Source organism: Pseudooceanicola profundi, assembly GCF_050897955.1.
Classification (GTDB): domain Bacteria; phylum Pseudomonadota; class Alphaproteobacteria; order Rhodobacterales; family Rhodobacteraceae; genus Pseudooceanicola.
In genome coordinates this window covers 590,100-608,518 of sequence record NZ_JBPAXZ010000001.1, presented here as the reverse complement: position 1 = coordinate 608,518, position 18,419 = coordinate 590,100, and the positions used below count along the sequence as shown (strand labels likewise).

Genomic DNA, 18,419 nt, shown 5'->3' with positions numbered 1-18,419 from the left:
TGGCCGCTAGTGTCGCCATGAAGAGAACAGGGCAGGGAGCCTCCCATGGAGAAGTTCGGACGCAGTCAGCCGGTCACCCGGGTCGAGGATCATCGTCTGGTCACGGGCCATGGCGGCTATATCGACGATATCGCACCGGAGAAGGCGCTGCATCTGCATGTCTTCCGCTCGCCCGTCGCCCATGCCCTGATCAAGGAGCTGAACCTCGATGCCGCGCGGGAACTGGACGGCGTGCATCTGGTCGCCACCGCCGAGGATCTGCATGCCTTTGGAATCACCGAAGGCCTCTCCTCCTCCAAGGTCAAAAACCGCGACGGCTCGCCATCGGCCGATCCCAAGCATCCGATCCTGGCGGAGGGCAAGGTCGTCTGGGTCGGCCAGCCCGTCGCCCTGATCATCGCCGAAAGCGTGGAGATCGGGAAGGACGCCGCCGAGCTGATCGAGTTCGACTACGAAGAGCTGCCCGCCCAGATGGCGCTGGCCAAGGGCGATGTCGACCTGCACCCCGAAGCCCCCGGCAACCTCGCCTTCGACTATCTGCTGGGCCGGGAGGAAGAGACGAAATCCGCCATCGCCGGTGCCGCCCATGTGGTCAAGGCCGCAGTCGGCGACAACCGCGTCATGGTCGTCGCGATGGAGCCACGCGGCTGCATGGCCGAATGGAACGGCGACAGCATCCATCTGGCCTTTGGCGGGCAGGGGGTCTGGGGCCCGAAGAACGAACTGGCCCGCCTCATGGGGCTTGAGACCGACAAGGTCCGGGTGACCCATCCCGATGTCGGCGGCGGCTTCGGCATGAAGGCCAAGCTCTACCCCGAATACGTGATGGCCGCCTATGCCGCCCGCTTCCTCGACCGTCCTGTCCGCTGGATCGCCGACCGTACCGAATCCATGCTGTCGGACAATGGCGCCCGCGACCTGACGCATGAGGTCACCATGGGCTTTGATGCCGATCACAAGCTGCTGGGTTACCATGTGAAGACGCGCTGCAACATGGGCGCCTTCAACTCCAACTTCGGCCAGTTCATCCAGACCTTCCTATTCGGCCGGGTCCTGATGGGCGTCTACGACTGCCAGAACGCTCTGCTGGAGGTCGAGGGCTATTATACCAACACCACCCCCACCGATGCCTATCGCGGTGCCGGCCGGCCAGAGGCGAACTATCTGTTGGAACGGATGATGGACTATGCCGCCCGCGCGCTCGACGTCGATGGCTGGGCGCTGCGGCGGAAAAACTTCATCCCCGTCAGTGCCTTCCCCTACAAGACCGTGACGGATGAGCTCTACGATGTCGGCGATTTCAACCGCCTGCTCGACCGTGTCACCGATTTTGCCGACCGCCCCGGTTTCGAGGACCGCCGCAAAGAGGCGGAATCGCGCGGACGTCTGCGCGGCCTGGGCCTCTGTTACTATATCGAAAGTATTCTGGGCGATCCTTCGGAGACCGCGAAGGTCGAATTCAATTCCGATGGCACCGTAAACATCTATGTCGGGACCCAGTCCAACGGACAGGGGCATGAAACCGTCTATGCCCATTTCCTGTCGGATCAGACCGGCATCCCGATGGACCAGATCCGCGTGATCCAGGGCGACTCGGCATTGATCGCCAAGGGCGGCGGCACCGGCGGCTCCCGCTCTGTCACCACCCAGTCCAACGCCACCCTCGCCGTGGTCTCCACCATGGTCGAAAAATTCACCGTCTTCCTGGCGGAGAAGATGAAGGTCAAACCCGAGGATGTGAGCTTCGATGACGAGAGCTTCCGCATCAAGGGCTCCAACGCTGCCCCCACCATGCTCGACGTGGCGGAAATGGCGCAGGAGGCCGGCCGCGAGGATCTGCTGATCCACGAGGAAACCGCGAAACTGCCGGGTCGCTCCTATCCCAACGGCGCCCATGTGGCAGAGGTGGAGGTCGACCCCGATACCGGCAAGGTAGAGGTGATCGCCTATCATGTCGTCGACGATTTCGGCAATCTGATCAACCCGCTGCTGGCCGAAGGCCAGGTCCATGGCGGCGTTGTCCAGGGCATCGGCCAGGCGATCCAGGAAAACGTCGAATACGACGCCGATGGCCAGCTACTGACGGCAAGTTTCATGGACTATTCCATGCCCCGCGCCGCCGATGTGCCCTATATCAACTTCACGACCGAACCGGTGCCCTCCACCGCCAACCCCATGGGGATGAAGGGCTGCGGAGAGGCCGGGACCGTCGGCTCCATGGCCGCAACGGCCAATGCGGTGATGGATGCGCTCTCCACCCGGGGCGTGACCCAGGCGGATATGCCGTTCACCCCCCGCCGGGTGTGGGAGATGTTGAGCAATGCCCAAGGGGCTCGGTGACAGCCTTCTTAGCTGGGTCCGGCCGCGCTGGCTCTTCCGCCAGCGCCGGTCGTCGCCTGCGGCCCGGCGGGGCTCCGTCACCCATGTGGTCATCCTCGACGGCACCATGTCCTCCCTCGCGGAAGGAGAGGAAAGCAACGCCGGCCTCATCTACCGCCTCCTGAACGAAGCGCCGGGCCACGAGACCTCGCTCTATTACGAGGCCGGGCTGCAATGGACCCGTTGGGGCAATACCTGGGACGTGATGGTCGGGCGCGGCATCAACCGCCAGATCCAGCGCGCCTATGGTTACCTCGCCTCACGCTACAGGCCCGGCGACCGCATCTTCCTCTTCGGCTATTCCCGTGGCGCCTATGCCGTCCGCTCCCTCGCCGGGATCCTCGACCGCGTCGGCCTCGTGCGGGCCGAAGAGGCGACGGAACGCAATATCCAGCTCGCCTATCGCCATTACCAGACCGGCGGCCACGGCCCCGCCGCCCAGGCCTTCACCAAATCCGTCTGCCATGAAAACGTGGTGGTCGAGATGATCGGCGCCTTCGACACCGTGAAATCCCTGGGCCTGCGCTTCCCGCTGCTGTGGAAGATCAGCGACCCGAAACATGCCTTCCACAACCACGCCCTGTCGCATTGCGTGAAGGCCGGCTTCCATGCGCTGGCCTATGAGGAAACCCGCGACGTCTACGCCCCCGTCATGTGGCACAGCGACCCCACCTGGTCCGGCCGGCTCGAACAGGTCTGGTTTGCAGGAACCCATGGCGATGTCGGCGGCCATCTCGGCGGCTACGACCCGGCCCGCCCGCTGGCCAATATTCCCCTGCACTGGATGCTCACACAGGCCGAGGCGCAGGGCCTCAAACTCCCCGACGGCTGGCGCCAGCGCTTCCCGATGGACCCGGATGCCCCCTCCGTCGGCCTCTGGCGCGGCGTCGGCAAACTCTTCCTCATCCGCCACCGCCGCCACGTCGGCCTCGACCCCTCCGAACGGCTGCACGAATCCGCCATCGCCCGCGGCCTGCACTACCCCGACGACGGCATCACCGCCTGAGCCCGGAAAACTCCAAAGCCGGCCCGCCAAGACCCATAGATTTTTCTTGCCAAAAATATCCCGGGAGGTGCGGAGGGCAGCGCCCTCCGCGACGTGCCCGCGGATGCGGGCACAGGTATCAAACGCGCGTCAGCGCTCAATCCTCAAAAGGTCGGACCGAAATCCTCAAGCCACATCCCGCAGATTGGTCTCCGGCGTCACGCCAAGCGCATGGCAGACATCGCGGGTCAGCTCGGGCCGGTTCAGCGTGTAGAAATGCAGCTTGTCCACGCCTTCGGCAATCAGGTCGGTGCACATCTCGGTGCAGAGCGAGGTCGCCAGAAGGTCCTGCCGGTTGTCCCGCGCCGCCTTCTCGAAGGCCTCATCCATCCACGCAGGCACATTGGCGCCGCAGCCGATCGCGAATTTCCGCATCCCCGTCCAGTTCTCGATCGGAAGGATGCCCGGCACGATGGGCGCCGTGATCCCCGCCGCCGCGCAGCGGTCGCGGAAGCGCAGGAAGGTCTCGGTCTCAAAGAAGAACTGGGTGATGCCCTCGGCGGCGCCCGCCTCGAACTTGCGTTTCAGATAGTCGATATCCGCCGCCTCCGACGCCGCCTCCGGATGACGTTCCGGATAGGCGCCGACGCGCAGGGTGAATTTACCGGTCGCCGCCAGCGCCTCGATCAGCTCGACAGAGCTCGCAAACCCCTCCGGATGCGGCGTGAAAGTGCCCTGGTCCTTCGGCGGATCGCCACGCAGCGCGACGATCTCCGTCACACCAGCCGCTGCAAAACTGTCGGCAATTGCCATCGTCTCTTCCCGGGTCGCATTCACGCAGGTCAGATGCGCCGCCACGTTCAGCCCGGCATTCTTATGCAGCGTCGCCACCGCATCCCGCGTCAGGTCGCGCGTCGTGCCACCAGCCCCGTAAGTCACCGAGACAAACCGCGGATTGAGCGGCGAGAGCACCTGCACGGTGTCCCACAGGCGGAACGAGGCCTCAAGATTCTTGGGCGGGAAAAATTCGAAAGAAACGGCAGGCACGGTCATGGGATATCCCTCACTCTTTGTCCCCTTGTCGCATCTCTGGCGATGTGAGACAAATTCATAGTTTTCACGATAATCATGAGCCGAACTACTGGAATGCATATCGAGTTCCGACATCTTCGCACCGTCAAGGCCATCCACGATGCGGGCGGGCTGCAGCGTGCCGCCGACATGCTGCATATCACCCAGTCCGCTTTGTCCCATCAGATCAAAGGGCTGGAGGATCAGGCGGGGGTGGAGCTCTTCGTGCGCCGCTCCAAGCCGCTGCGCCTTTCGGCCGCCGGTCAGCGCATGCTGCGCCTCGCCGAACGCATCCTGCCGGAGATCGAGGCGCTGGAGGCCGAATTCGAAGCGCTGGAGGAGGGCAGCGCCGGGCGGCTGCATATCGCGCTGGAATGCCATGCCTGCTACGACTGGCTCTTCCCGGTGCTGGAACAGTTCCGCCGCGCCTGGCCGGAGGTCGATGTCGATATCCGCCCCGGCTTCAGCTTCGATGCGCTGACCGCGCTGCGAAAGGAGGATGTCGATCTGGTGATCTCCGCCGATCCGGAGGCCACGCCAGACACCAGCTTTGCCCCGCTCTTCGACTATTCCCCGGTTTTCATCGCGCGGGCCGATCACCCGCTCGCCGCCAAACCCTATGTCGAGGCCGAGGATTTCGAGGATCAGACCCTGCTGACTTATCCGGTCGACCGCTCCCGGCTCGATATCTACAAACTGCTGCTGCATCCCGAAGGGGTGGAGCCCGCGGCGATCCGGCAGGTCGAACTGACGCCGATGATCCTGATGCTCGTGGCCTCCGGTCGGGGCGTTGCCGTCCTGCCCGACTGGGTTCTCAACGGCATCCGCAACCGCAGCGATTTTGCCGTCCGACCGCTGACCGAAACGGGCATGACCCGCCGCATGTATGCCGCAACAAGGACGGAGGAGGCGGGCAAGCCCTACCTCGCCCATTTCGTCCGGCTTGCCCGGACCGAGGCGGTGAAGCTGCAGCGGGGTTGACCGGGCCCCGCCGCCCCCGGTTTCCGGCCCTTGGCAACAGGCCATCCCCGGTCTATACGCGCGACCTGATATCAGGAGCCTTCCCATGACCATGTCCGCCAATATCAACATTATGAAAAAGGCCGCCCGCAAGGCTGGCCGGTCGCTGGTCAAGGACTTCCGCGAGGTCGAGAACCTGCAGGTGTCGATGAAGGGCGCGGGCGATTTTGTCAGCCGGGCCGATATCGCCGCCGAGGAGATCATCAAGAACGAGCTGATGGAGGCGCGCCCGACCTATGGCTGGGTCGGCGAGGAGGGCGGCGAGGAAGAGGGCAAGGATCCGACCCGCCGCTGGATTGTCGATCCGCTGGACGGGACAACGAACTTCCTGCATGGCCTGCCGCACTGGGCGGTGTCGATCGCGCTGGAGCACAAGGGCCAGATTGTGGCGGGCGTGATCTATGACGCTGCCAAGGACGAGATGTTCTTTGCCGAGAAGGGCGAGGGCGCCTGGATGAACGAAAGCCGCATCCGCGTCTCGGGCCGCCAGCGGATGATCGAGTCGATCTTTGCCACCGGCCTGCCCTTTGGCGGCCGTTCGGACCTGCCCGCGACGCTGCAGGACCTGGCGCGGCTGATGCCCGCCTGTGCCGGTGTGCGCCGCTGGGGCTCTGCCGCGCTGGACCTGGCCTATGTGGCCGCAGGCCGGTACGAGGGGTTCTGGGAACGTCGCCTGAACGCCTGGGACATGGCGGCGGGCATTGTCATCCTGCGCGAGGCCGGCGGCTTTGTCGAAGCGCTGACGCCGGGCGAGGACATCCTGACAAGCGGCGAGATTATCGGCAGCAACGAGATGATCTTCGAGCAGTTTGCCAAGGTCATCCGCAACGGCTGATGTCCGGCTTCTGGCGGGGTCAGGATGCCTCTGGCGGGAGTATTTTCCGGAAAGATGAAGACGGGGTCAGAGAGGGATATCCCTGCCCGGGAACCAGGGAAGGGGCTCCAGCTCTGACGGGTCGATGCCCTCCAGCCCACCGAGGTTGACGGCATATTCCCCGGCCGGAGTGCGGCGGCGGTGATGGGTGTAGATGCCACAGATGCCGCAGAAATAATGCTCCGCCGTACGCGACCCCCATTGATAGAGGCGCAGCGCCTCCTCTCCCTGCACGATCTCCAGCCCGTCAGGCGCGAGGGTGACGGTGGCGGCCGCGCGTCGGCTGCAGAAGCTGCAATTGCAGTGGCGGGCGGCGGCCAGCCCCTCGGGGCCCAGCCGGACCGACAGGACCACAGCGCCGCAATGGCAGGACAGGCGGCGCGGCGTGGTCATCTGCGTCGCCGGACCTGCGGCACATTGCTCCGCGAAAGCCGGTAATTGGCGGGGGGGTGGGGCGGGTGCCCCTCGGTCCGGTTCCAGAAGGCCATGCCGCCATTGCGCCGGAACACCGGCAGGGTCAGCAGAAGGCCGGCCACAAACCCGCCCGCATGGGCCCAGTGGGCAACGCCGCCGCTGCTGGTGTCCGCGGCCAGACCGTTCAGGAATTGCAGCCCGAACCACAGACCCAGCAACACCCAGGCCGGGACCGGGATGATTTTAAAGAAGACGATAAAAATAAAGAGGATATCGACCCGCGCTTTGGGAAAGAGCAGCATATAGCCCCCCATCACGCCCGCAATCGCGCCTGAGGCGCCGACCATCGGGACCGGGCTGTCGGGGGCCCAGGCATATTGCGCCAGCGCCGCCGCCACTCCAGAGGCGAGATAGAACAGCAGAAATCCGGCATGCCCCATCTCATCTTCGAGATTGTCGCCGAAGATCCACAGAAACAGCATGTTGCCCGCCAGATGCATCACACCGCCATGCAGGAACTGGGATGTGATCAGGGTGGAATATCCATCGCCCGAGGACAGCCGGGCAGGGATCATAGCATATTCGGAAAAGAAGCCATTCAGCGCGCCAGGCTGGCCCATAAGCGAGGCGTAGGACAGAAAAACAGCCACATTGACCGCGATCAGGGCCCAGGTCACAAAGGCCATGCGGCCAGACGGATTATGATCGCGCAGTGGAAACATTCGTGGAAGCTGTAGGTGTTCTCTTGCGAGGTCAAGCCCGGCCGTCGCCAGAGCCGCCGGCCATGTCACTTCCGGGCTTTCGCGTCCGGCCAGTCATCGCTAAGTTCGATCTACTGCGCCTGCCGCAGGGCCCGCGTGGTGGAATGGTAGACACAGGGGACTTAAAATCCCTAGGCCGAAAGGCCATGCCGGTTCGAGTCCGGCCGCGGGTACCATCGGTGCGCCCCGTCAGTCAGTCAGTCAGTCAGGCAGGCAGGCCGGTCCGCGGCCTGCGCGCGGCTTAGGCCGGACATCGCTTGACCAGATCCGCGCAGGGAAACGATCGGTCTGATGTGGGTGGGATTGGCTCTTCAAAGCCTTGCAAATAAGGGCGCGTCCCATACCGCAGCGCAAAGGCGGCCCCGCCGCGTTTGACAATCCTCTCCAATGCTTGCAGAAATATCCAACATTTTGGTGGTGGGCCGGTTGCACCGGGCTGCCGCATCATGTGCCGCAGTTCAGGAAGAGCCGCATTCTTGGGAGGGGATGTGCGATGTTATTCCGGAGGGAGGACGAAGAGGAAACGGTTGTGAGCCTGCTCGCGGCAACGTTGCGCCGCGATATCGCTTTTGGCGTCCTCAGTCCAAATCAGAAGCTGAAGATCGAGGATCTGCGCCGGCGCTACGGCGGGTCCGGCCATTCCATGCGCGAAACCCTGCGGACGCTGACGGCAGAGGGGCTGGTGGAGGCGACCGCGCAGCGCGGTTTCCGCGTGACATCGGCGACCGAGGATGACCTGCGCGACATCTGTCTGATGCGGCAGGAGGTGGAAAGCGTGGCCCTGCGCCTGTCGATGGAGCGTGCAGACCTGGCCTGGGAGGGCCGGATCCTCGCCGCCCGGCATGCGCTGTCCCGGCTGGACCTTGCTGTTGCCGATCAGGCGGATGACCTGACCGCGCTGGAATGGGATGAAAGCTGCCGGGCCTTCTCCGCCGCGCTATGTTCGGCATGCGGCAGTCCGCGACTCATTGACCTTCAACGGAAATTCTTTGATCAGGGGCGCAGGTTCCGGCTCGCACTCCTGCGGGAGGGCCGGATTGATTTCGCGGCGCGGGAAGACCGGCAGGCACAGCTGGTATCGGCCATTCTGGCGCGCGACACCGATCTTGCGCTGCATTGCCTGCGCGAGGATTTGACAATCGAGATGACCGGCGGGTCCTGACCCGTCACACCGATCATGAGGGAGGAAAACATGATCACGCTGAACCGCCGCAAGGCACTGGCCCTGATGGGGGGCTCCATGGCCGCAACCGGGCTTGCCGCCCCGGCCATCGCCCAGAATAAGAAGATCAAGGTGGGCGCGCTGCGCTTTACCTCGCATTCCGGCAGTTTCGTCGCCGTGGAGAAGGGCTATTTCGCCGAGGCCGGGCTGGATGTGGAGCTGGAGTTCTTCCAGGCCGCACAGCCCATGGCCGTGGCCATTGCCTCGGGCGATATCGACTATGCCGTGACCGCGATTTCCGGCGGCCTGATAAGCCTGGCCCAGAAGGGCGCGATCAAGGTCATCGGCGGCGCGGCCTCCGAGGAAGAGGGGATCGACGGCCAGTATATCCTCGTCTCCGATGCCGCTTTCAAGGAAGGGGTCGACAGCCCTGCCAAGCTTGACGGGCGCAGCTGGGGGCTGACCCAGACCGGGTCTTCCTTCCATTATGTCGGCGCCAAGATCGCCGAGAAGGAGGGCATCACGCTGGAATACAAGCCGCTGCAGAAGGTGGGCGCGGTGATCGGCGCGCTGAAATCGGGCCAGATCGACAGCTGGAACATCGTGCCGCATATCGCCAAGCCGCTGATCGGCTCGGGCGCGGTGCACGGGATCGGCTTCGTCAAGGATTACCTGCCGAACTACCAGCTGACGACCGTCTTCACCTCCACCAAGAACGCGACGGAAGAGAAGGAGATGACGCAGGCCTTCCTGGCGGGCTTCTCCAAGGGTGTGCATGACTATAACGCGGCGATGATCGACAATGCGGGCGGCCAGGAGGGCGTCGATGCGATGGTCGATATGATCCACAAATACGTCTATGCCGATGATCCGCGCGAAAAGGCCGCCAAGTCGATCATCAACGGCACGATGCGCCTGAACGAAGGCGCCGCGCTGAACGTCGCCTCTGTCGAGGACCAGCTGGAATGGTTCAAGTCGGAGGGGCTGGTTGATGGCTCCGTCACCATGGCCGATCTGGTCGACACCTCTTACGTCGAAACCGTCGGCTGAACCTGCCACCTGTCCGCAAGCCGGGCAGGGGCGCACCGCACCCAAGGGCCCGCCCGGTGGTCACACCGGGCAGCGCCCGACCCTCCCCCCGGGAGGGCGCTTCGCACCCACCCAGGGTCGGGCGCCTCCCTCACCGCCTCTCGCAAGTGGCCAAAACGGGGAGCGAAAAAACCTTGCCACCTGTCCGCCATGCGGGCAGGGGCACATTGCAACCAAGGGCCCGCCCGGTGTGAAACGCCGGGCAGCGCCCGACCCGCCCCCAGGGCGGGCGCTTCGCTTCCCGCCCCGGGCCGGGCGCCGCCCTCAGCCCGTCTGATTGCGGCAGGACAGCTGGGCGCTCCGATGGAGAGAACATGGACATCAGGCTCGACGCGATCAGCCACAGCTACGACGATTTCGAGGTCATGCGGGATATCTCTCTCGATATCCCCTCCGGCCGCATCGTCTGCATTGTCGGCCCCTCCGGCTGCGGCAAATCCACCCTGCTGCGCTTTATCGGCGGGCTGGAACGCCCGACGCAGGGCCGTGTCCTGCAACTGGGCGAACCGCCCGAGGGTTGCCTGAACCCGCTCACCTATGTCTTTCAGGATTTCGCCCTGCTGCCCTGGCGCACGGTGGAGGGGAACATCTCCCTCGTGCTGGAGGATCACGGCATCCGCGGCGCCCGTGCCAAGGCGATCATCGGCGACGTGCTGGCCCGTACCAAGCTCACCGATTTCGCCAGGGCCCTGCCGAAACAGCTCTCCGGCGGCATGAAACAGCGCGTGGCCATCGCCCGTGCCCTGGCCGTGAACCCTGCCGTCATGCTGATGGACGAGCCGCTCTCCGCGCTCGACAGCCAGACGCGGGAGCTCTTGATGGACGACCTGATCGCGCTCTGGACCCGCCAGCCCTTCACCGCCGTCTACGTGACCCACAACCTGAACGAGGCGGTCAGGCTCGGCCATCAGATCGTCGTCCTCTCCCGCCGCCCCGGCCAGATCCGGGAGGTGGTCCACATCGACATGCCGCTGGAAGAGCGCGGCTTCGGCAATCGCGATCTGGAGGAGAAACAGAAATACCTCTGGCAGCTCATGCGCGACGAGGCGCGGGCCGCCGATGCGGAGCTGATCCATGGCTGACATCACATCCCACACCGCCATTGCCGAGCCCCGCCCGGACCCGCAGGCAGGCCGCACCGTCACCTTCCGCGGCGGCGGCTTTGCCCCGAAACCGCGCCGCTGGGTCGGGCTGGCCGTCTTTGTCGTCCTGATCCTTGTCGCGGAATGGGGCACGCGGGCGGGCTGGATTTCCAACCTTACCCTGCCGAAACCCTCCGACGTGGCGGAAACGCTGGTGCGGCTCTATACCTCCGGCCTGCTGTTCGAACATCTGGGTCCCTCGCTTGCGCGCCTCGCCGTCGGCTCCCTGCTGGGCGTCAGCGTCGGCGTCTCGGTGGGCGTGCTGATCGGCCTCTTCTCCTATATCCGCGCGGGCGCCGTGCCGCTGGTCGCGGCGCTGTTCCCCATCCCCAAGATCGCCCTGCTGCCGCTCTTCGTGATCTGGTTCGGCATCGGGGAGGGGTCGAAATACGCGCTGATCGCCTTCGGCACCTTCACCCCCACGGTCGTCGCCACCTATGGCGCGGTCGATAACGTTGACCGCACGCTGATCCGCATGGGGCAGAGCTTTGGCCTGTCGTGGTGGTCCATCGTCCGCAAGATCGTCCTGCCCGGCGCCATGCCGGGGATCCTCTCGGGCCTGCGCATCAGCCTCGCCATCGCCATCATCCTGCTGGTCGCGGCAGAGATGCTGGGCGCCACCTACGGCATTGGCGCTTATATCCTTGAGGCAGGCTCGCTCTACGATCTCGAACGGCTCTTCGCGGGCGTGGTGATCCTGTCGGTGCTGGGCGTGCTCGTCTCCACCGTCATCGGCTTCATCGAACGGAGGGTTCTGGGATGGCGGAGCTGAGCCATGACGTGATCGTCGCCGGTGGCGGCACGGCCGGAACCGCCGCCGCCATTGCAGCCGCGCGGGCCGGGGCCAGAACCCTGCTGATCGAACGCCACGGCTGCCTCGGCGGCGCGGCGACGGTGCGCAATGTCCTGACCTTCTGCGGGCTCTACACGCTGGGCGAGGAGTCGCGGATGGCCGTCGGCGGCATCCCGGCAGAGGTCATCGCCCGCATGGCCCAACTGGGCGCGGTCACCGGCCCGCTGCGCTTTCGCGGCGTCTTTTCCGCCTTCGAGCCGGAGGCGCTGAAACTGGTGCTGGACGAGATGGTGACGGAGGCGGGCGTGGACCTCCGCTTCGGCGCCTTCGTCACCGGCGCGGTCCGGGAGGGCGACCGGATCACCGCCCTGACCTATGCCGACCATGGCGGCACCACCACCGCCCGCGCCCGCGCCTTCGTCGATGCAACGGGAGAGGGCGATCTGGCCTTCCACGGCGGCGCCTCCACCCGCTACGGCAATCCGGACGGTGTGAACCTCGGCACGCTGGGCACCCGGTTCGGCGGCATTCCGGCCGATGTCACCGTCACCGCGCCCCAGATTGCGGAGGCAATCGCGGCCAAGGGTTTCGCTCCTGGCACCGTGACCAAGGACCGCTGCGTCATCGTGCGTCTGCCGGGATCGGCGGATATGGTGGTCTACCTCGCCTCTGCCGATTACGACCCGCGTGACGGGGCGTCACTGTCCCATGCCGAAACCGATGCCCGCCGTCAGGCCTGGGCCTATCTCGACGCGATCCGCACCATTCCGGGCTGCGGGAATGCCTACATCGTCTCGACGGGTCCGGAGATCGGCACCCGCGAATCCCGCCGCATCAATGCCCGCCACCCCCTGACCTGGGCCGAGATTGAGGCGCGGCAGAGCTATGAGGACACCATTGCCCTCGGCGCCTGGGGCGCGGAATGGCATGACCGCGCCTCCTATACCTCCAGCTTCGACTACCCGCCCGACAGGGCCAGCTATGAGATCCCGCTGGGCTGCCTGCACTCCGTCGACACGCCCAACCTCTTCGCCGCCGGACGGCTGGCCGATGGCGACCGCAAGGCGGGGGCGGCGATCCGGGTGATGGGCACCGGCATGGCCACGGGGCAGGCGGCCGGGATCGCGGCGGCGCTGACCGCCGCCGATGCCTTCTCTGCCGAGGCGGTCCGGCGGGTGCTGGGCAATGCGGGCGCGCTGCTCTCCGCCACCGAAATGGCCTGAGGGAGGCGCGGCGATGCAGTTCCACCTGAACGGCTTCCGCCCCGGCGACCCCCGCATCTCCCCCGCCGCCACCAAGACCGCAGAGACCGGCGAGGTTGACGTGCTGATCATCGGCTGCGGCCCGGCGGGTCTGACCCTCGCCGCCCAGCTCTCGGCCTTCCCGGATATCCACACGCGGATCACCGATCAGAAGGACGGCCCGCTGGAACTGGGGCAGGCCGATGGCATCGCCTGCCGCACGATGGAGATGTTCAACGCCTTCGGCTTTGCCCGCGCCATCGAGGAAGAGGCCTGCTGGATCTCAGAGACGACCTTCTGGGCCCCCTCCGACGACCCCGCGCAGATCCACCGCACCGGCCGCGTGCAGGATGTTGAGGATGACCTGTCCGAATTCCCCCATGTCATCCTCAATCAGGCCCGCGTGCATGACCGCTACCTGGAGGTCATGGCGCGATCCCCCCGCCGTCTGGTCCCCGATTACGGCTGGCAACTCAGGGCGCTGGACGTGACCGCAGGCCAGCCCGTTACCGCCCATTTCGACACGCCCGACGGCCCGCAGACCCTCCGCGCCCGCTACGTTATCGGCTGCGACGGCGCCCGCAGCACGGTGCGGCGCGAGATCGGGCTGAATCTGACCGGCGACAGCGCCAATCAGGCCTGGGGCGTGATGGATGTGCTGGCCGATACCGATTTTCCGGACATCCGGTTCAAGGCCGTCATCCGCTCCGCCGCCCACGGCAATGTGCTGAACATCCCGCGCGAAGGCGGCTACCTGACGCGCCTCTATATCGAGCTCGACAAGCTCGCGCCCGGCGAACGGCTGAACCGCGATCAGATCGGCCCCGACCGGCTGGTGGCCGCAGCGCAGCGCATCCTCGCGCCCTATACTTTCGACGCGAAGGAGATCGCCTGGTGGTCGGTCTACGAGATCGGTCAGCGCCTCTGCGACCGGTTCGAGGATGATACCGGCCATGTGCTGATCGCGGGCGATGCTTGCCACACCCACAGCCCCAAGGCCGGGCAGGGGATGAACGTGTCGATGGGCGATGCCTTCAACCTCGGCTGGAAACTGGCGGCGGTGCTGCGGGGGCAGGCCTCTGCGGACCTGCTGAAGACCTACACCGCCGAACGGCAGGGCGTCGCCGCCGACCTCATCGCCTTCGACCGCGAATTCGCCCGCCGTTTCTCCGAACAGGGCAAGGCGACAGGCGGAGCAGGGGAGGCGCTGGATCCAGAGGAATTCCGCGCCTTCTTCCAGAAACAGGGGCGCTACACGGCCGGCACGGCGGTGCATTACGCGCCCTCCCTCATCACCGCCGGGGCAGAGCATCAGGCGCTTGCCACCGGCCAGACCGTCGGCATGCGGTTCCATTCCGCGCCGGTGATCCGTGTCTCGGACGCGAAACCCCTGCACCTCGGCCATGTGGCAGAGGCCGACGGGCGCTGGCGCCTCTACGCCTTTGCCGGGGCAGAGGGCGGCAGCGAAGGCACCGCGCTCTGGCAGCTTTGTGAGGCGCTCGCCAGTGATGACGCCTTGCCGTTCCGCCGCTACACGCCCGCCGGGGCCGACCCCGATGCGATCTTCGACCTGCGCGCCATTGTCCCCCAGCCCCTGCACGCGGTGGAGCTGGCGGAGTTCCACCCGCTGCTGCGCCCCCGCAAGGGCCGCTACCATCTGCCCGACCCGGAGAAGATCTTCTGCGCCGACCCGAAGGCCGACATTTACGAGATGCGCGGCATCGACCGCCACAAGGGCGCGCTGATCGTTACCCGGCCCGACCAATATATATCGGCGGTCCTGCCCTTGACGGCGCCTGCCGAACTGTCAGAATTCTTTGATAAATTCATGCGTGCGGCGGAGGAGCCGCGAGGAGGAACGCAATGACCGAACTCGCCGACCGGCGCGTCATCTGGACCCCGAGCCCGGAGCGTGCCGCCGCCACCCACATGGCCAAATTCGAACGCTGGCTGAAGGACGAGCGCGGCCTGACCTTCCGCGACTACCACGCCATGTGGGACTGGTCCGTCACCGATCTGGACGGCTTCTGGACCGCCATAATCGACTATTTCGACCTGCCCGTCAGCGGCTGGACAGAGGTGCTGCCGGAACGCAAGATGCCCGGCGCCGACTGGTTCCCCGGCGCCATGACCAACAATGCCCGCACCATCCTGCGCCATGTCGCGGGCCGCGAAGACGAAACCGCCGTGGTGCTGCAATCCGAAACCTTCGGCCGGGTGGAAACCACCTGGGGGCAGCTGCGCGACCGCGTCGGCTCGCTCCAGTCTACGCTGAAGCAGATGGGCGTGACCAAGGGCGACCGCGTTGTCGCCGTCCTGCCCAATACGACCGATGCGCTGGTGTCCTACCTCGCCACCGTGTCGACCGGCGCGATCTGGTCGCTCTGTTCGCCTGATATGGGCAATGCGGCGATCATCGACCGGTTCCGCCAGATCGAACCCAAGGTGCTGATCGCGCAGGACGGCTATGTCCATGCCGGCCGGATGATCGACAAGCGCCCCGCGCTGGCAGAGATCACGGCGCAGCTGCCGACGCTGGAACAGAAGATCATCATCCCCGTCGCGGGGGACGGCGCGGACTGGACGCTCTGGGCCGACACGATGCAGGCCCCGCAGGCGCCTGAGGTGGTGGACGTCGAATTCTCCCATCCCATCTGGGTGGTCTATTCCTCTGGCACGACCGGCAACCCGAAACCCATCGTGCACGGCCATGGCGGGGTGATGCTGGAGGGCACCAAGCAGGCGATGCATCAGGACCTCGGCCCGGAAAGCCGGTTCTGCTGGATGACCTCCTCCGGCTGGATCATGTGGGCCTGCCAGTGGATGGCCTTGGGGCGCGGCGCCATGGTGGCGCTTTTCGACGGGGCGGCGAACCATCCGGACCTGCTGGAGGTCTGGCGCATGGTGGCGCGCGAGAGGCTCAGCTATTTCGGCGCCGGCGCGGCCTTCTTCACCGCCTGCCAGAAGGCCGGGCTGAGACCGGCGGCAGAGCTCGACCTGTCGGGCCTCACCGCCATCGCCTCCACCGGCTCCCCGCTCAGCCAGGAGGGGTACGAATGGATCTATTCGGAGGTCGCGCCGGACTGCTGGCTCGCCCCGATCTCCGGCGGCACCGACCTTGCCGGCGCCTTTGTGCTGGGCCATCCCGGCATGCCCGTCCGCGCGGGCGAGATGCAGTGCCGGGCGCTTGGCAATGCCGTCCGCTCCTTCGACGAGGCGGGGCAGGAGCTGATCGGCGAGGTGGGCGAGCTTGTCTGCACCGAACCGCTCCCCTCCATGCCGCTATTCTTCTGGGGCGACGAGGACGGGTCGCGCCTGCATGAGAGCTATTTCGACACCTATCCCGGCATCTGGCGCCATGGCGACTGGATCGAATTCACCGAAGAGGGCGGGTCGGTCATCTACGGCCGGTCCGACGCCACGATCAACCGGCGCGGCCTGCGGCTGGGCACGTCGGAGATCTACCGCGCGGTCGAGGGCCTCGACACGGTGATGGACAGCCTTGTCATCGACCTCGAATTCCTCGGTCGCGACAGTTTCATGGTGCTTTTCGTGGTGCCCAAGGACGGCCCCCTGACCGATACCCTGCGCGACGAGATCCGCGGCGCCATCCGCAGCGCCGTCTCCGCCCGTTTCCTGCCCGACGAGATCGTGGAGATCGCCGAAGTGCCCCGCACAATCTCCGGCAAGAAACTGGAAGTACCTGTTAAGAAACTGCTATTGGGCGGCGACCCCGAGAAAGTGGTTAATCGCGATTCCATGGCCAATCCCAACAGCTTCGACGCCTTTCTTAACTACCACGACCAGCGCAAGGCAGTGACCGGATAGATGCCTCATCCCCAGCTCGTCATCTTCGATTGTGACGGCGTGCTCATCGACAGCGAGGTGATCTCCGCCCGCATGCTGGTGGCAGAGCTCGCCGAATACGGCGTGACCATCGACCTCGACTATGTGGCCAAGCATTTCCTTGGCCGCAGCTACCCCGTGGTGCTGGCCCAGATCCGCGCCGAATTTGGCATCGGCCTGCCCGAAGGGTTCGAGGCCGATTACCGCACCCGGCTCATGCGCGCCTTCCGGACAGAGCTGAAGATCGTCGACGGCGTGCGGGAGGTGATCGAACGCCTCGCTGTGCCATATTGCCTCGCCACCTCCTCCTCTCCGGAGCGTCTGGCGGCCTCGTTGGAGATCGTCGGTCTGACCGGGCTTTTCGCCGGCCTGACCACCACGGCGACAGAGGTCGGCAAGGGCAAGCCCGCCCCGGACCTCTTCTTGAAAGCCGCTGAAAAACAGGGGGTTGCGCCGCAGTCCTGCCTCGTGATCGAGGATAGCTTCGCAGGTATCCGCGCCGCGCTGGCCGCCGAAATGGAGGTCTGGCATTTCAAGGGCGCCAGCCACATGACCGGCCTCACCCTGCCGCCCGACCCAATCGCCCGCCCGCATCGGGAGTTTGCATCATTCGCAGAATTCTTCCATCTTGCCCCGCAGCTTGAGCGGAAATGATCGATGGCCAGGGCGATTGCGGAAGACAAGGACGGCAGCACCCGTGACCTCGCGGCACGGGCGGCCTGGCTGTCGTTGGTGCAGGGGCTGACACAGGACCAGATCGCGCAGGAACTGGGGATCTCCCGCCAGCGCGCCCAGCGTCTGGTCGCCCGCGCCGGGGCCGAGGGCATGGTGCGGGTGCGCATCGACCATCCCATCGCGGAATGCCTGGAACTGGAGCGGGCGCTGAAAACGCGCTACGGCCTCGAACGTGCCTGGGTCGCGCCACGGCTGGGGGAGGGCGGCGATGCCGTTACCGGCCTCGCGCCCTTCACCGCGCCGATCCTCGAACGGCTTTTTCAGGATACGACCCCGCAGACCTTCGCTTTTGGTACCGGCCGGACCCTGCGCGCCGTGATCGAACAGATGCAGGCGGTGGACGGGGCGCGGCACCGGCTGGTCTCGCTCATCGGCAATGTCGGCCCCGACGGCTCCGCGTCCTTCTACGAGGTCATCATGCGGGTCGCCGACAAGACCGGCGGCGCGCATTACCCCATGGCCATCCCCGTCTTTGCCCGCACGCCGGACGAACTGACGCTCTACCGCTCGCTCCCCCATGTCAAAGCCGCCCGTGATCTGGCAGAGGCCGCCGACATGGCCATCGTCGGCATGGGCCAGATGTCCGACACCGCGCCGCTGCATGTCGACGGCTTCATCAGCGCGTCGGAACTGGCAGAGCTGCGGTCGGCAGGCGCCATTGGCGAGATCTGCGGCCATATCTTCGACCGCGACGGCAGGTTCCTCGACCATCCGCTGAACAACAAATCGGTGGGCGTCCGGGTGCCGGTCAACAGGATCAAGGTCTTCTGCATCGCAGCGGGCGCCAGCAAATTGGCGGCGATTCGCGGCGCTCTGGCGGGCAATCTGCTTGATTCCCTCGTCACCGACGAAGAGACGGCGCAGGCCCTGTTGCGCGGCTGAGCCTGCCTGCGTTCGCTAAGCTAAC

16 protein-coding genes and 1 tRNA gene are annotated in these 18,419 nt (G+C 65.8%); 14 read left to right on the top strand and 3 right to left on the bottom strand.

What is annotated here, in order from left to right; translation table 11 throughout:
• Positions 1-45: 45 nt before the first annotated feature.
• Positions 46-2,340 (top strand): xanthine dehydrogenase family protein molybdopterin-binding subunit, encoded by a 2,295-nt coding sequence (locus tag ACRARG_RS02940; RefSeq protein ID WP_432688483.1) that lies wholly within the window; start codon positions 46-48, stop codon positions 2,338-2,340.
• On the top strand, positions 2,321-3,385 hold the full coding sequence (locus ACRARG_RS02935) for a T6SS phospholipase effector Tle1-like catalytic domain-containing protein (protein WP_432688482.1): 1,065 nt from the start codon (positions 2,321-2,323) through the stop codon (positions 3,383-3,385). Before ACRARG_RS02940 ends, ACRARG_RS02935 begins: the two co-directional genes overlap by 20 nt.
• A gap of 165 nt (positions 3,386-3,550) precedes the next feature.
• Here the strand turns inward: ACRARG_RS02935 and metF are convergent, their stop codons facing one another.
• Positions 3,551-4,417, bottom strand: coding sequence for a methylenetetrahydrofolate reductase [NAD(P)H] (gene metF, locus ACRARG_RS02930; RefSeq protein WP_432688481.1), 867 nt, complete (start codon positions 4,415-4,417; stop codon positions 3,551-3,553).
• A 93-nt stretch (positions 4,418-4,510) separates the two neighbouring features.
• On the opposite strand from metF, the gene ACRARG_RS02925 reads away from it, so the two are divergent.
• Positions 4,511-5,416 carry a LysR family transcriptional regulator gene (locus ACRARG_RS02925; protein ID WP_432688480.1) on the top strand — a complete coding sequence of 302 codons (906 nt, stop codon included), beginning with the start codon at positions 4,511-4,513 and terminating at the stop codon, positions 5,414-5,416.
• An 85-nt stretch (positions 5,417-5,501) separates the two neighbouring features.
• Positions 5,502-6,290: an inositol monophosphatase family protein gene (locus ACRARG_RS02920; RefSeq protein ID WP_432688479.1), complete on the top strand. Its 789-nt coding sequence runs from the start codon at positions 5,502-5,504 to the stop codon at positions 6,288-6,290.
• A gap of 66 nt (positions 6,291-6,356) precedes the next feature.
• Here the strand turns inward: ACRARG_RS02920 and ACRARG_RS02915 are convergent, their stop codons facing one another.
• Positions 6,357-6,722, bottom strand: coding sequence for a GFA family protein (locus tag ACRARG_RS02915; RefSeq protein ID WP_432688478.1), 366 nt, complete (start codon positions 6,720-6,722; stop codon positions 6,357-6,359).
• Complete coding sequence (locus tag ACRARG_RS02910) at positions 6,719-7,465, bottom strand: rhomboid family intramembrane serine protease (protein ID WP_432688477.1); 747 nt, start codon at positions 7,463-7,465, stop codon at positions 6,719-6,721. The genes ACRARG_RS02915 and ACRARG_RS02910 overlap by 4 nt, the downstream gene beginning before the upstream one ends.
• A gap of 129 nt (positions 7,466-7,594) precedes the next feature.
• Between ACRARG_RS02910 and ACRARG_RS02905 the strand changes: the two genes are divergently transcribed.
• From ACRARG_RS02905 to ACRARG_RS02860, 10 genes are all read left to right on the top strand, one after another.
• A tRNA-Leu gene (locus tag ACRARG_RS02905) sits at positions 7,595-7,680 on the top strand.
• 317 nt (positions 7,681-7,997) lie between these two features.
• A complete protein-coding gene (locus ACRARG_RS02900; RefSeq protein ID WP_432688476.1) occupies positions 7,998-8,666 on the top strand; it encodes a GntR family transcriptional regulator in 669 nt (222 codons plus the stop codon).
• 30 nt (positions 8,667-8,696) lie between these two features.
• Positions 8,697-9,716: an ABC transporter substrate-binding protein gene (locus ACRARG_RS02895; protein ID WP_432688475.1), complete on the top strand. Its 1,020-nt coding sequence runs from the start codon at positions 8,697-8,699 to the stop codon at positions 9,714-9,716.
• Between the two features lie 353 nt (positions 9,717-10,069).
• Positions 10,070-10,837 (top strand): ABC transporter ATP-binding protein, encoded by a 768-nt coding sequence (locus ACRARG_RS02890; RefSeq protein ID WP_432688474.1) that lies wholly within the window; start codon positions 10,070-10,072, stop codon positions 10,835-10,837.
• Positions 10,830-11,669 carry an ABC transporter permease gene (locus ACRARG_RS02885; protein ID WP_432688473.1) on the top strand — a complete coding sequence of 280 codons (840 nt, stop codon included), beginning with the start codon at positions 10,830-10,832 and terminating at the stop codon, positions 11,667-11,669. Before ACRARG_RS02890 ends, ACRARG_RS02885 begins: the two co-directional genes overlap by 8 nt.
• Complete coding sequence (locus ACRARG_RS02880) at positions 11,657-12,913, top strand: FAD-dependent oxidoreductase (RefSeq protein ID WP_432688472.1); 1,257 nt, start codon at positions 11,657-11,659, stop codon at positions 12,911-12,913. Before ACRARG_RS02885 ends, ACRARG_RS02880 begins: the two co-directional genes overlap by 13 nt.
• Before the next feature lie 13 nt (positions 12,914-12,926).
• Positions 12,927-14,798 carry an FAD-dependent monooxygenase gene (locus ACRARG_RS02875; protein WP_432688471.1) on the top strand — a complete coding sequence of 624 codons (1,872 nt, stop codon included), beginning with the start codon at positions 12,927-12,929 and terminating at the stop codon, positions 14,796-14,798.
• Complete coding sequence (locus ACRARG_RS02870) at positions 14,795-16,759, top strand: acetoacetate--CoA ligase (RefSeq protein ID WP_432688470.1); 1,965 nt, start codon at positions 14,795-14,797, stop codon at positions 16,757-16,759. The genes ACRARG_RS02875 and ACRARG_RS02870 overlap by 4 nt, the downstream gene beginning before the upstream one ends.
• The gene (locus ACRARG_RS02865) at positions 16,760-17,431 is read left to right on the top strand and encodes an HAD family hydrolase (protein ID WP_432688469.1); all 672 of its coding nucleotides are present in this window, start codon (positions 16,760-16,762) and stop codon (positions 17,429-17,431) included. It begins immediately after the preceding gene.
• Between the two features lie 3 nt (positions 17,432-17,434).
• Complete coding sequence (locus ACRARG_RS02860; RefSeq protein ID WP_432688468.1) at positions 17,435-18,394, top strand: sugar-binding transcriptional regulator; 960 nt, start codon at positions 17,435-17,437, stop codon at positions 18,392-18,394.
• Positions 18,395-18,419 lie beyond the last annotated feature (25 nt).

Excerpts from the sequence above, each read along its gene's own strand:
- ACRARG_RS02920 (WP_432688479.1), top strand. The coding sequence starts at position 5,502 with ATGACCATGTCCGCCAATATCAACATTATGAAAAAGGCCGCCCGCAAG.
- ACRARG_RS02925 (WP_432688480.1), top strand. The coding sequence starts at position 4,511 with ATGCATATCGAGTTCCGACATCTTCGCACCGTCAAGGCCATCCACGAT.
- metF (WP_432688481.1), bottom strand. The coding sequence starts at position 4,417 with ATGACCGTGCCTGCCGTTTCTTTCGAATTTTTCCCGCCCAAGAATCTT.
- ACRARG_RS02900 (WP_432688476.1), top strand. The coding sequence starts at position 7,998 with ATGTTATTCCGGAGGGAGGACGAAGAGGAAACGGTTGTGAGCCTGCTC.
- ACRARG_RS02860 (WP_432688468.1), top strand. The coding sequence starts at position 17,435 with ATGGCCAGGGCGATTGCGGAAGACAAGGACGGCAGCACCCGTGACCTC.
- ACRARG_RS02915 (WP_432688478.1), bottom strand. The coding sequence starts at position 6,722 with ATGACCACGCCGCGCCGCCTGTCCTGCCATTGCGGCGCTGTGGTCCTG.
- ACRARG_RS02910 (WP_432688477.1), bottom strand. The coding sequence starts at position 7,465 with ATGTTTCCACTGCGCGATCATAATCCGTCTGGCCGCATGGCCTTTGTG.
- ACRARG_RS02865 (WP_432688469.1), top strand. The coding sequence starts at position 16,760 with ATGCCTCATCCCCAGCTCGTCATCTTCGATTGTGACGGCGTGCTCATC.
- ACRARG_RS02885 (WP_432688473.1), top strand. The coding sequence starts at position 10,830 with ATGGCTGACATCACATCCCACACCGCCATTGCCGAGCCCCGCCCGGAC.
- ACRARG_RS02880 (WP_432688472.1), top strand. The coding sequence starts at position 11,657 with ATGGCGGAGCTGAGCCATGACGTGATCGTCGCCGGTGGCGGCACGGCC.
- ACRARG_RS02890 (WP_432688474.1), top strand. The coding sequence starts at position 10,070 with ATGGACATCAGGCTCGACGCGATCAGCCACAGCTACGACGATTTCGAG.
- ACRARG_RS02940 (WP_432688483.1), top strand. The coding sequence starts at position 46 with ATGGAGAAGTTCGGACGCAGTCAGCCGGTCACCCGGGTCGAGGATCAT.
- ACRARG_RS02935 (WP_432688482.1), top strand. The coding sequence starts at position 2,321 with ATGCCCAAGGGGCTCGGTGACAGCCTTCTTAGCTGGGTCCGGCCGCGC.
- ACRARG_RS02875 (WP_432688471.1), top strand. The coding sequence starts at position 12,927 with ATGCAGTTCCACCTGAACGGCTTCCGCCCCGGCGACCCCCGCATCTCC.
- ACRARG_RS02895 (WP_432688475.1), top strand. The coding sequence starts at position 8,697 with ATGATCACGCTGAACCGCCGCAAGGCACTGGCCCTGATGGGGGGCTCC.
- ACRARG_RS02870 (WP_432688470.1), top strand. The coding sequence starts at position 14,795 with ATGACCGAACTCGCCGACCGGCGCGTCATCTGGACCCCGAGCCCGGAG.